This window comes from Streptomyces sp. B15, from assembly GCF_018070605.1.
In the GTDB taxonomy this organism is placed as follows: domain Bacteria; phylum Actinomycetota; class Actinomycetes; order Streptomycetales; family Streptomycetaceae; genus Streptomyces; species Streptomyces smyrnaeus.
Map to the genome: position 1 here is coordinate 1 of NZ_JAGPXJ010000140.1, position 12,579 is coordinate 12,579.

10 protein-coding genes and 1 pseudogene are annotated in these 12,579 nt (G+C 73.6%); 7 read left to right on the forward strand and 4 right to left on the reverse strand.

Going from position 1 to position 12,579, the window contains the following annotated elements; genetic code table 11:
* A partial coding sequence (locus KBY19_RS33940) for a helicase-related protein (protein WP_307843691.1) occupies positions 1-1,500 on the reverse strand: 1,500 nt, incomplete at its 3' end.
* Between the two features lie 45 nt (positions 1,501-1,545).
* Positions 1,546-2,409: a class I SAM-dependent methyltransferase gene (locus tag KBY19_RS33945; protein WP_180289597.1), complete on the reverse strand. Its 864-nt coding sequence runs from the start codon at positions 2,407-2,409 to the stop codon at positions 1,546-1,548.
* 365 nt (positions 2,410-2,774) lie between these two features.
* On the opposite strand from KBY19_RS33945, the gene rpsA reads away from it, so the two are divergent.
* From rpsA to KBY19_RS33965, 4 genes are all read left to right on the forward strand, one after another.
* The gene (gene rpsA / locus KBY19_RS33950; protein ID WP_099879518.1) at positions 2,775-4,310 is read left to right on the forward strand and encodes a 30S ribosomal protein S1; all 1,536 of its coding nucleotides are present in this window, start codon (positions 2,775-2,777) and stop codon (positions 4,308-4,310) included.
* 290 nt (positions 4,311-4,600) lie between these two features.
* Entirely contained in the window at positions 4,601-5,560 is a 960-nt protein-coding gene (locus tag KBY19_RS33955) for a proteasome assembly chaperone family protein (RefSeq protein ID WP_180289892.1), read from the forward strand.
* Between the two features lie 38 nt (positions 5,561-5,598).
* A complete protein-coding gene (gene coaE / locus KBY19_RS33960; protein ID WP_099879514.1) occupies positions 5,599-6,195 on the forward strand; it encodes a dephospho-CoA kinase in 597 nt (198 codons plus the stop codon).
* A gap of 104 nt (positions 6,196-6,299) precedes the next feature.
* Entirely contained in the window at positions 6,300-6,734 is a 435-nt protein-coding gene (locus KBY19_RS33965; RefSeq protein WP_099886391.1) for a tetratricopeptide repeat protein, read from the forward strand.
* A 69-nt stretch (positions 6,735-6,803) separates the two neighbouring features.
* Here KBY19_RS33965 and KBY19_RS33970 read toward each other — a convergent pair whose 3' ends face one another.
* Both KBY19_RS33970 and KBY19_RS33975 read right to left on the reverse strand, forming a co-directional pair.
* Complete coding sequence (locus tag KBY19_RS33970) at positions 6,804-7,355, reverse strand: hypothetical protein (protein ID WP_099879512.1); 552 nt, start codon at positions 7,353-7,355, stop codon at positions 6,804-6,806.
* A complete protein-coding gene (locus KBY19_RS33975; RefSeq protein WP_307843692.1) occupies positions 7,355-8,686 on the reverse strand; it encodes an amidase in 1,332 nt (443 codons plus the stop codon). The genes KBY19_RS33970 and KBY19_RS33975 overlap by 1 nt, the downstream gene beginning before the upstream one ends.
* Positions 8,687-8,767: 81 nt before the next feature.
* On the opposite strand from KBY19_RS33975, the gene KBY19_RS33980 reads away from it, so the two are divergent.
* The 3 genes and pseudogenes from KBY19_RS33980 to KBY19_RS33990 all read left to right on the forward strand — a co-directional run.
* Positions 8,768-9,163: a hypothetical protein gene (locus tag KBY19_RS33980; RefSeq protein ID WP_099879510.1), complete on the forward strand. Its 396-nt coding sequence runs from the start codon at positions 8,768-8,770 to the stop codon at positions 9,161-9,163.
* A gap of 92 nt (positions 9,164-9,255) precedes the next feature.
* On the forward strand, positions 9,256-12,276 hold the full coding sequence (locus tag KBY19_RS33985) for a DEAD/DEAH box helicase (protein ID WP_210967379.1): 3,021 nt from the start codon (positions 9,256-9,258) through the stop codon (positions 12,274-12,276).
* A gap of 17 nt (positions 12,277-12,293) precedes the next feature.
* A pseudogene (locus tag KBY19_RS33990) lies at positions 12,294-12,579 on the forward strand (hypothetical protein); the annotation flags it as partial.

Genomic DNA, 12,579 nt, shown 5'->3' on the forward strand with positions numbered 1-12,579 from the left:
CACTTCCGCCGCCCAGCGCGCCCCGTAGGTCTCGTCCCGCCGGGCCGCGCGGGCCCGCCGCAGCGCCTCGGCCGCGTCGTCCCCGTAGGCGCGCGGCGGCTCCTCGCTCAGCAGCGCCACCGCCTCGCACGCCAGTTCGCTGCCGACTGCCGTGGCGCCGTCCAGCAGGGCCCGGGCGAGCCGGGGGTGCACGCCCAGCCGGGCCATCCGTCCTCCCCGCTCGGTCACCCGGCCCGTCTCGTCCAGCGCACCGATCGCGCGCAGCGTCCGCCGCGCCGCGCTCATCGCACCCGGCGGCGGCGCGTCCAGCAGGGCGAGTTGTGCCGCCTCCGGGTCGCCCCAGCCGGCGGCCTGCAGGGCGAACGCCGTCAGATCGGCCACCGCGATCTCGGGGGACGGCTCCCTGGGTCGTCCGGTCTCCTCGGCCTCCGCCCAGCACGCGTACGCCACGCCCGGTGCCTCGCGCCCCGCTCTGCCGCGCCGCTGCTCGGCCGCCGCCCGGGAGACCCGCACCGTTGTGAGGGAGCCGAGACCGCGTGCGTGGTCCGTTCGCGGCTCCCGGGCCAGCCCGGCGTCCACCACCACCCGCACTCCCGGCACCGTCAGACTCGACTCGGCCACCGCCGTCGAGAGGATCACCCGCCGCTCGCCGTCCGCGGCGCCGTCCGCGCCGCCGCTCAGCACGTCGTCCTGCAGCCGGGCCGGTGCCCGCCCGTGCAGCGGCAGCACGCGGGCCGCCACGCCGGACAGCAGTCCCGCCACCCGGGTGATCTCGCCGACACCGGGCAGGAAGCAGAGCACATCGCCCTTGGGCACGGCCGCCAGTGCCTGCCGGACAGTCGTCGCCACATGGCGCAGCAGGGCGGGATCGACCCACATGCCGTGCGGTGGCCGCACCCCGGCGGGCGGCGGCGCGTACCGCACCTCGACCGGGTGGCTCGTCCCCCGTCCGTGTACGACCTGTGCCGACAGCAGCCGCGCCCACGCCGCGCTGTCCTGGGTCGCCGAGGCGGCTATCAGCTGCAGGTCCGGGCGGAGCGTGGCCCGTACGTCCAGCAGGAAGGCGAGCGCCGTGTCGGCGTCCAGATGACGCTCGTGGCACTCGTCCATCAGGACGACGTCCACACCGGACAGCTCCTGGTCGCGCTGGAGGCGTTGCAGCAGTACGCCTGTGGTGACGACCTCCACACGGGTACGGGCGCCGACGCGGCGCTCGCCGCGCACCGTGAAGCCGACGCTCCCGCCCGGCTGCTCACCCAGCAGCCACGCCATCCGGCGCGCCGCCGACCGCGCCGCCATCCGGCGCGGCTCGGCCACCAGGACGGTGCGTGCGGGCGCGCCGTCGGACAGCAGCCCGGCCAGGGCGAGCGGGAGCAGCGTCGTCTTTCCGGTGCCCGGCGGAGCGTGCACGACGGCTGCCCCGCAGGCGGTGAGGGCCTCCCGCAGCCGGGGCAGGGCCTCGGCCATGGGAAGCCGGTTCAGCTGGTCGTCGCGGCGCACCGAGATCCTCCCCGTCGGCTGCTCATATGCGCGTGCACAGGCTGCTCACGCGCGCGTGCACACGAAAATGGCGGTTCCCGGCACCAGCCGCCCGCGCAGCGGGGACCAGCCGCCCCACACCTGCTGGTTCCACTCGGGCCACTCGGGCTCGACGAGGTCGTCGAGCCGGAAGCCGGCGCCCACCAGCTCCCGCACCCGGTCCCCCAGCGTGCGATGGTGCTCCACGTACACCGTCCGCCCCTCGGCGTCCTGCTCCACGTACGGCGTGCGGTCGAAGTAGGAGGCGAGGACGGTCAGCCCCTCGGGCCCCGGCTCGTCCGCCAGGGACCACCGCAGCGGATGGGTCAGCGAGAAGACCCACCGGCCGCGGGGCCGCAGCACCCGTGCCACCTCGGCGAAGACGCGCTGCGGATCGGCCACGAACGGGATCGCCCCGTACGCCGAACAAACGAGGTCGAAGGAGCCGTCCGCGAAGGGCAGCGCCCGCGCGTCCGCCTCGACCAGCGGAAACCCCGGCTCGCCGCCCTGCCCGTCGCCGATCCGCAGCGCGTGCTGGAGCTGCCGGTGGGAGAGGTCGAGGGCGACGGGCCGCGCGCCCTGTGCGGCCAGCCATCGGGAGCACTGGGCGGCTCCGGCGCCCACCTCCAGCACGTCCAGGCCGCGCAGCTGCTCCGCCGGGCCCAGCAGACCGGCCGTGCTCTCGTCCAGGCCCTCCGGGCCCCAGACGAAGCGGGCGTCGCCGAGGAAGTCGCCGTGGTCGGTCTGGTACTCGTCCGCGTTGCTGTCCCACCAGCCGCGGCTGGCCCGGCTGCTCTCCCGGCCCCCGGCCGGCCGCCGCACGGCCTCGCCGTCATGATCACCCTGTGTCAGGGGCTGGACACCCCTGTCGCCCTCGTGCTTTTGTTCCATTGCGCCAGTAGCCGTACCCTCGGTTGGCCGTGCTCACGGTCGGCGGCCCCGGTGGACGCCGTGGGAGTGCCGCGGCTGAGGGCCATCTGGCCGAGTGCAGCGGCGAGTTGTGCCGGAAATGGGGTGTTGCATCCCAGGTGTGCTCTTTCGCGCATTGACCATGCCCAGCAGCCCCCGTATGCTACAAGTTGCGCTGCGGGCCTGCGTGCCTCGGACGGAGCAGGCCGCGCTCGCATCGGCTGTATGTCCCCTCGGGTTTCCGGCTTTCCAGGCTGTCCGGCTGAGACTTGCATGTGGTGCGATCAAAGGGTCCTCGGCGTAGCAGTACCTACGACTTCATGTCCGTACCGGAGACCCTTTCCCACATGACGAGCAGCACCGAGACTTCCGCCACCACCCCGCAGGTTGCGGTCAACGACATCGGTTCCGAGGAAGCCTTCCTCGCCGCGATCGACGAGACGATCAAGTACTTCAACGACGGCGACATCGTCGACGGCGTCATCGTGAAGGTCGACCGGGACGAGGTCCTGCTCGACATCGGTTACAAGACCGAAGGTGTCATCCCTTCCCGAGAGCTGTCGATCAAGCACGACGTCGACCCGAACGAGGTCGTCGCCGTCGGTGACGAGATCGAGGCCCTCGTCCTCCAGAAGGAGGACAAGGAGGGACGCCTGATCCTCTCGAAGAAGCGCGCCCAGTACGAGCGTGCCTGGGGCACCATCGAGAAGATCAAGGAAGAAGACGGCATCGTCACCGGTACCGTCATCGAGGTCGTCAAGGGCGGCCTCATCCTCGACATCGGCCTGCGCGGCTTCCTCCCGGCCTCCCTGGTCGAGATGCGCCGTGTCCGCGACCTCCAGCCGTACGTCGGCAAGGAGCTCGAAGCCAAGATCATCGAGCTCGACAAGAACCGCAACAACGTGGTCCTCTCCCGCCGCGCCTGGCTGGAGCAGACGCAGAGCGAGGTCCGCCAGACCTTCCTCACCACCCTCCAGAAGGGCCAGGTGCGCTCCGGCGTCGTCTCCTCCATCGTCAACTTCGGTGCCTTCGTGGACCTGGGTGGCGTCGATGGACTGGTGCACGTCTCCGAGCTGTCCTGGAAGCACATCGACCACCCCTCCGAGGTCGTCGAGGTCGGCCAGGAGGTCACGGTCGAGGTCCTGGACGTCGACATGGACCGCGAGCGCGTGTCCCTGTCGCTCAAGGCGACCCAGGAAGACCCGTGGCAGCAGTTCGCCCGGACCCACCAGATCGGCCAGGTCGTTCCCGGCAAGGTCACCAAGCTGGTGCCGTTCGGTGCGTTCGTCCGCGTCGACGAGGGCATCGAGGGCCTGGTCCACATCTCCGAGCTGGCCGAGCGCCACGTGGAGATCCCGGAGCAGGTCGTCCAGGTCAACGACGAGATCTTCGTCAAGGTCATCGACATCGACCTGGAGCGCCGCCGCATCAGCCTCTCGCTGAAGCAGGCCAACGAGTCCTTCGGTGCGGACCCGACCGCGGTCGAGTTCGACCCGACGCTCTACGGCATGGCCGCGTCCTACGACGACCAGGGCAACTACATCTACCCCGAGGGCTTCGACCCGGAGGCCAACGACTGGCTGCCGGGTTACGAGAAGCAGCGCGAGGAGTGGGAGCGCCAGTACGCCGAGGCGCAGGCGCGCTTCGAGCAGCACCAGGCGCAGGTCATCAAGTCCCGCGAGGCCGACGAGCAGGCCGCGGCCGAGGGTGCGACCGGCGGCGGCGCCGGCGGCGCCACGCAGGGCGGCGGCGGTGGCGGCGGCGGCCAGGGCGGTGGCGGCGGCTCCTACTCGTCCGAGGGTTCGGACGAGGACTCGGGGGCCTTGGCCTCCGACGAGGCGCTCGCCGCGCTCCGCGAGAAGCTGGCCGGTGGCCAGAGCTGACAGCTCGCACGGCGCAAGCCGGAACGAGGCCCGCACCCCTCAGGGGTGCGGGCCTCGTCCCTTTTCCGGAGGCTGCTGCCCGCGCCGGGTGCGTGCCTTTCCCCGCGCCGCGTGCCTTTCCCTGCCGCGGCTCGCCCACCCCTCCTGCGCCGCCCTCTTCCGGCCCCAGCCCTTCTCCCTCCCTCTCCTGCGGGCCTCACCTTCCTTCCGCCGTGGCGATGGCGCACACGGGAGGGAATGCCGTACGGGGCAGTGGCGTTGGGAGAGGTATGGCACACAAGCGGGAAGCTATGTACGCGTGGGATCAGGCCGGACTGGACGCGGTGGACGCGATCGTCGGGGAGCCGGACAGTGCCGGGCTCGTGATGCTGTACCACTTCGAGGGCTTCATGGACGCCGGTGACACCGGTGACCAGATCGTGGAGCGGCTGCTGGACAGCCAGCCGTACATCACCGTGGCCCGCTTCGATGTCGACCGCCTGCTCGACTACCGCGCGCGCCGCCCGATGATGACGTTCCGCCGGGACCGCTGGGTGGCCTATGAGACACCCCGGCTGGAGCTGCGGCTGTTGCGGGACGCGACGGACGCGCCGTTCCTGCTGTTGTCCGGCCCGGAGCCGGACAACGAGTGGGAGGGCTTCACGGCGGCGGTCTGCGAGATCGTGGACCGGGTGCGTGCCCGGCTGTCGGTCACGTTCCACGGCATCCCCATGGGCGTCCCCCACACGCGCCCCGTGGGTCTCACCCCGCACGGCAACCGCACCGATCTGGTGCCGGGCCAGGGATCCGTCTTCGACGAGGCGCAGGTCCCCGGGAGCGCGGCGGCGCTGACCGAACTGCGGCTGGCGGAGAGCGGTCACGACGTACTCGGCGTCGTCGCCCATGTGCCGCACTACATCGCACGCTCCACCTATCCGGACGCCGCGCTGGTCGTCACCGAGGCGATCACGTCCGCGACCGGCCTGGTCCTCCCGGAGGTGGCGCACGGGCTGCGTACGGAGGCGCTGCGGACGCAGAACGAGATCGAGCGGCAGCTGGCGGAGGGGGACGAGGAACTGGTGTCGGTCGTCCGCGGCCTTGAACAGCAGTACGACGCGGTGGCGGGCGCCGAGACGCGCGGCAACCTGGTGGCCGAGCCGGCCGAGCTGCCCTCCGCCGAGGAGTTGGGCGCCGTCTTCGAACAGTTCCTCGCCGACCGGGAGAGCCAGCAGGGCCCCGGCCCCGACGGCGACCGCGGGCACCAGGACTGAGCGCGGGGCCCGCGCGGGTACCGGATACCGTGTGCCGCATGGTGAAGGTGGGTTTGACGGGCGGGATCGGCGCGGGCAAGAGCGAGGTGTCGCGGCTGTTCGCCGAGTGCGGAGCGGTCATCGTCGACGCCGACCGGATCGCACGGGAGGTCGTGGAACCGGGGACCCCGGGTCTGGCGGCGGTCGTCGCCGAGTTCGGCGAGGAGGTACTGGCGCCGGACGGCAGCCTGGACCGGCCGCGCCTGGGCTCCCTCGTCTTCGCCGACCCCGACCGGCTGGCCGCCCTGAACGCGATCGTCCACCCGTTGGTGGGGGAGCGCTCCGCCGAGTTGGAGCGGGCGGCACGGCAGGCCGACGAGGCCGCGGTCGTCATCCACGATGTGCCGCTGCTGGTGGAGAACGGACTCGCTCCGCTGTACGACAAGGTCGTCGTCGTGGACGCCGCCCCCGAGACCCAGCTCGACCGGTTGGTGCGGCTGCGCGGTATGACGCACCAGGACGCACGTGCCCGGATGGCGGCGCAGGCGAGCCGCGCCCAGCGGCTGGCGGTCGCGGACCATGTGATCGACAACGACGGGCCGCTGGCGGAACTGGCTCCCCGGGTGCGCCAGGTCTGGGAAGAGCTGCACGGCTGACGGGCAGGTCCGGCGGCGGAATTCCGTTCGCCCCGCCCGTGTGCGGGGCATATGCTCCCCAGCCTCCGGCCGGGGACGCCCAGGGAATGGTCATGGGCAGCTCGATGTTGTGCCGGGGCGAGAGCCGAAGGAAGGGCAGTGTTGTGACGAGCCCCGAGACGAACCTCATCCAGTTCCGAGCGGCGGAGCAGCTGCTGGCAGCGCGCGACCCGCGCGGAGCGGTCGACCTTCTGGACAACGTGATCGAAGAGCACCCCGAGCACCGGGGCGCTCGTCTGCTGCGCGCCCGCGCGTACTTTCTTCAAGCCCGCCTCCACTCGGCCGAGCAGGAGTTCGAGTGGGTGCTGGAGCGCGAGCCCGACAACGCGTACGCCCACTTCGCGCTGGCCCGCACACTGCAGCGGGCCGCCCGGGACGACGAGGCGCGGGCCCACTTCAAGCTCGCCGCCGCGCTCAACCCACGGCCGGACTTCGTGGAGGCCGCGGGGTTCGACAGCTTCGAGCCGCCGCAGTCCGGTACCACGGACCTCGGCAACTGAGCGACGGGGAACCCGGCAGTCGGGCAGCGGAGGCCTGCCACGCCGCCCGGCGGGGCCGCGTGCGCCTCGTCACCGCTGCTGGGCCTGCTCCCGAGCCCAGCGGGCGAGCGTGGCGAAGTCGTCCTCGCGCAGCCCGAACCGGGCATCCACATGGTGGAGGAGGGCCGGCCCGGGGTGATGGGCGCCGACGAACCGGCGCTCCCTCGCCGTCAGCGCGTCGTCCACCCACGCGAAGGGCCGCCCGGCCGCCCACTCCACCACGTGCCGGGTCTTGAACAGCAGTCCGTCCAGCTCCGGCACGATCTTCTCGGGCCACTCGACCACCGGCAGCCGCGGCAGCCCCAGCGGCGGTCCGATGTACTCGTTGGCCTCGGCCGCCCAGGTCGTCGCCCAGACGAGGTCGTAGCCCAGTCCCAGCAGCCGCTTCCCGTGCGCGGCGTTCAGTCGTACGCGCAGCGGCCGTACATCCCGTCCCGCCGCCTCCCGTCGTGCCGCATAGCTGGGTGGCAGCATCCGGTGCGTGCGGTAGCCGCGTGGGCGGCGTGGCCAACGCGCCGCGAACGGGTTGAGCGGACCGTCGACGTCCAGCATGAGCAGCGGCCGTCGCGTCTCCTCGGTCATCAGTACGCCCCCGCACCTGTCGTTCCGGCTGCACCTGTCGTTTCGACTGCCGCTGTCGTCTCGGCTGCTGCCGCGACGGCCAGGAGGTCGGCCTCCCGGCCGGGCGGCGCCACGAGTTGCAGACCGACCGGCTGACCGGCGGCCGTCCGCCCGGCGGGGATGCTGATCGCCGGGTGCCCGGTGATGTTGAACGCCCAGGTGAGGGCCACGCTCATGAGCTCTCCCGGTCCGTCGTGACCGTGCGGCGGATTGGGGGTGGTGGGGGTGGCGAGCAGCTCCGCCTCGGCGAAGAGACGGCCCACTCCCGCAGTGAGGGCCGCGACGGTGCGGGCGACCGGCCGGTGGTGTACCGCGTCGTGGGGGTCGGCGCGAAGGGCCTGCCAGCAGTCGCCCGGATCCGGCAGCCGGACGGTCGCGGAGTACGGGGCGACGATTCCGGCCCGGGCCAGGCCGGTCAGGAACGCACGCGCTGCGGCGGCGACGGGCGGCTGTGTGTCCGCGAAGCCCAGCGTCGCGGACCACACCGTCCGCAGCGGCCGTGTCGGCGGTACAGGCGGTGCCGGTGCCGCTGATGGCGGCAGGGCGGCGGCCCCGGTGACCGCGCCGAGGTAGGCGGCCGCGTCGGCCGCCGTACGCGCCAGCGGCCCTGGCACGCTCCGCCGGGCGCGGTAGGCGGGCCGCCCCGGCAGGGGCAGCAACCCGCCGGTCGGTTTCAAGCCCACCACGGCGCACCAGGCGGCCGGGATCCGTACGGATCCCGCACCGTCGCTTCCGGTGGCGAGCGGCACCATCCCCGCCGCGACAGCCGCTGCCGACCCGGCGGACGAGCCGCCGGGACTCCGGTCGGGGTCGTGGGGATTGCGGGTGGGGCCGCGGTCGGTGGCGCCCCAGGTCTGCCACCGGGTGCCCGCACCGGGTGTCGCGGTGGCGCCCACCGGTACGCAGCCTGCCGCCGCCAGTCGGTTCACATGCCGCGACGAGAGGGATCGGGTGCCCTTGACCGCGAGCGGCACCCCGGCGAGCGGCAGCCGGTCGCCCGCCCGGACGGACCGGTCGACGGCCGCCGCCTGCTCCAGCGCCTGTGCGGGCCACACCTGGGTGAACGCCCGTATCGACTCGTCGACTTCGGCGATCCGTGCCAGCGCCGTCCGCACCACCTCGCGGGCGGTCAGTCTGCCCGCGGTGACCTCGGCGGCGATCTGCGCGGCGGACATACCGCCGTACGCGGCGCTGCCTGTCGGACCGGACTCCGACGCGGTCTGCGCGTCCACGCTGTGCGCGTTCACCCCGTCCACCCCCGCCCACCCGTCCGCCCCCAGCACCCCTTCCATGCCCGCCCCGGGGGCAGGGGGAAACGGTACAACCCCGGTGCGGTCTGGCGGGGCCGCACAGGGCGATCTACCGTGTGCCGTATGGACGTTGCCGCCGCACTCACTCTCGCCGGTACCGCTGCCGCAGCCGCCACCGGCGGTGCCGCAAGCGCGGCCGGCCAGTCCGCCTGGGAGTCTCTGCTGTCGCTCGTCCGGCGGGTGGGCGGCAGGCGACCCGACGGCGAGCTCCAAGACGGCCGGCTGACGGCCGTCGATCCGGCCGACAGCGAGCAGGTGCGGGCCCTGACCGGCTGGCTCGGCGAGCAGGCACGGGCCGACGAGGAGTTCGCGGCGCTGCTGCGCGGATGGGCCGAACGGCACGCCCCGGTGCTGCGAGCCGAGCACTCCGAGGTGCACAACACGGTGTCGGGCTCCGCGCACATCAACGGCACCGTCGTCCAGGCCCGTGACATCAGCGGTGGTATCAACCTGGGCTGACCAGCAGCTCCCTTGATCGTCGGCGGGATTGTCAGTGGCCGCTCCTAGACTCGCCTGCGAGGTCGAAGTCAGGTGTGGAAGCGGTGGCGCGTATGGGGTCGGGGAGCGGTGCGGACCTCCTGCGGTGTGCCGCGGTCTTCCTGCCGGAGGAGGTGCCCCGGCAGGGGCGTGTGGCGTTCTGGCGGGAGGACGAGGGTGAGCTGCCCGAGGTCGGGGAGCCGGGAGAGCTCACGGTGATGCGGCCGCACGGAAAGGGCGTACGGCAGCGGGTGGTGGCGGCGCGCTGGCTGCCGGTGCGGGAGGCGCTGCCCGTCCTGATGCGGGCGCGTACGGACAGTGGGGCGCATCCGGCCGCGGCCTGCTGGGGTGCCGCGGCGCTGCACGGGCTGCGCCTGGTCGCCCGGGGGCGCCTGGTGCCGGGGCTGGGCGAGGGGGACACCGATGTGTGGCGGGCCGGCCCGCTGGATGCGGCGGACGTGGCCCACCTGGGCGCGGTGGCCGCCGCCATGCCACCGGAGGCACATGCGGTGCCCGTGCGGTTGGGGGCGCACCGACCGGGGGACAGCGGCGCCGGGGCGGGAGGGTCGGTCCGGGCCGAGCTCGGACGGCAGCCGGTCGACGGGCCGGTTCGGGTTCCCGAGCCGGAAGGGCTGGTGCGGGCGTTCGTGGACGCGGTCGCCGATGTGCTGCCTCGTACGCCCGCCGGTCCGGCTGCCACCGGATCGGCGTTCGCGGGACGGGAGCCGCAGCGGCTGTCCGAGCGGTATCCGCGGCTGCGGGAGTGGGCGGCCGAGGTGGCGGCGGGCACGGAGGCCGGAATCCGGATCTCCCTCCGGCTCGACCTGTCGGCCGACCGCCTCTTCGACGGCGGCCCGAGCCCGGCCCCGGGGCTGGAGCCGGGGCCGGGCCGGGAGGAGAGCCCGTACGGCTCCGCACCGGCCGAGCCGTACGTCGCTGCGGCGGTCGTCCAGGCGACCAGCATCGCGGACCCGACACTGGTCGCGGACGTGGCGGCGCTGTGGCAGGGCGAGGCGGAACACCTGGGAGCGCGCGCCCGGGTGGACACGGTGCTCGCGGTGCGGCGCGCCGCGCGCGTCTGGCCGCCGCTCGGTCGGCTGCTGGAGCGGCCCACGCCCGACGTCCTCCCGCTCACCGAGGAAGAGCTCGGGGACCTGCTGGGGCGTACGGCGCGTGAGCTGGCCGCCGCGGATGTGGCCGTGCACTGGCCGCGGGCGCTCGCCCGCGAGCTGCTGAGCGCGACGGCGGTGGTGCGGCCGAGCCCGCAGGCGCCGGGTTCGGCCGCCGACGGGTTCGGCTTCTTCAAGGAACAGCGACTGCTCGAATTCCGCTGGCAGCTCGCGCTCGACGGCGACCCGCTCACCGAGGGCGAGATGGACGAGCTGGCCGAGGCGCATCGCCCGCTGGTGCGGCTGCGTGACCAGTGGGTGCTGGTCGACCCGGAGCTGGTGCGCAAAGCACGCAAGCGGCATCTGGGGCTGCTCTCGCCCGGTGACGCGCTGGCCGCGGCCCTCTCGGGCGAGGCCGAGGTGGACGGCGAGCGGGTCGAGGCGGTGCCGGAGGGTGCCCTGGCGGCGCTCCGGGACCGCCTCGTCGGCACCGGCGCGGCCGGTCCGACCGCCCAGGACGCGGCCCCGCCGGCCCGGTTGCGGGCCCGACTGCGCGGCTACCAGCGCCAGGGCCTCGCCTGGCTGGAGTTGATGACCTCGCTCGGACTGGGCGGCTGTCTGGCCGACGACATGGGGCTGGGCAAGACCGTCACTCTCATCGCCCTCCATCTGCGCCGCGCCGAGCGTGGTGAGACGGCACCGACGCTGGTGGTCTGTCCGGCGTCGCTGCTGGGCAACTGGCAGCGTGAGCTGGCCAGGTTCGCGCCCGATGTGCCCGTACGCCGCTTCCACGGCACCGGACGCACCCTGAAGGGACTGGGCGGCGGCAGTACGGGCGGGGACGGGGAGGACGGCGCCGACGCGGGGTTCGTGCTGACGACGTACGGCACGCTGCGCAGCAGCGCCGAACAGCTCGCCGCGCGCCAGTGGGGGCTGGTCGTCGCAGACGAGGCCCAGCACGTCAAGAACGCGTACTCCGCCACGGCGCGTGCCTTGCGCACGGTCCCGGCCGCCGCCCGGGTGGCCCTCACCGGAACCCCCGTCGAGAACAACCTGTCGGAGCTGTGGGCGCTGCTCGACTGGACGACGCCGGGGCTCCTCGGCCCGCTCAAGGCGTTCCGCGCCCGTCACGCCCGCGCCGTGGAGGGCGGTGAGGACCCGGAGGCGACCGAGCGGCTCGCCCGGCTGGTCCGCCCCTTCCTGCTGCGCCGCAAGAAGTCCGACCCGGGAATCGTCCCCGAGCTGCCGCCCAAGACGGAGACGGACCACACGGTCGAACTCAGCAGGGAACAGGCGTCGCTGTACGAGGCGGTGGTGCGCGAGACGCTGGCGCGGATCGAGGCGGCCGAGGGGATCGAGCGGCGCGGCCTGGTGATGAAGCTGCTGACCGCGCTCAAGCAGATCTGCAACCATCCGGCGCAGTATCTGCGGGAGGGGCGGGAGGGGCGGCTGCCCGGCCGCTCCGGCAAGCTCGCACTGCTGGACGAACTGCTGGGCACGATACTGGCCGAGGGCGGCTCGGTGCTGGTGTTCACGCAGTACGTGGAGATGGCACGGCTGCTGCAGGCACATCTGGCCGAGCGGCACGTCGCGGCGCAGCTGCTGCACGGAGGCACCCCGGTGGGGCGGCGGGAGGAGATGGTGGACGCCTTCCAGGCCGGGGAGGTCCCCGTCTTCCTGCTGTCGCTCAAGGCGGCGGGCACCGGCCTCAATCTGACCCGGGCCGGACATGTCGTCCACTACGACCGCTGGTGGAATCCGGCTGTGGAGGAGCAGGCCACCGACCGTGCCTACCGCATCGGCCAGACCCGGCCCGTTCAGGTGCACCGGCTGCTCACGCGGGGCACGGTGGAGGACCGTATCGCCCAACTGCTCCAGGCCAAGCAGCAGCTGGCCGATGCGGTGCTCAGCGGCGGCCAGGCCGCGCTGACTGAACTGACCGACGCGCAGCTGGCCGACCTGGTGTCGCTGCGGAGGCAGCCGTGACCGGCGGCGTACCGGCCCTGGAGGGGGCAACGGGCCGGCCGGAGGCGAGCGGTGCCGAGAGTGTGGGCGGCGCGTGGCTGCGCGCGATGGAGGGAGCGGCACGGGATACGGCCCGGCTGGAGCGAGGGCGTGCCTACGCGCGGGCCGGCTGGGGAAGCTCCGGGGCCGGTGCCGGGCGCGGGGGAGTGTCCGCGGTGCGATGCGGGCCGGGGCGCGTCACGGCGGATGTGCACGGCAGCAGCCCCCGCCCCTACCGCGCGGAGTGGCGGCTGCCCGTGCGGTCGGCCGCGGAGTGGGCCACGG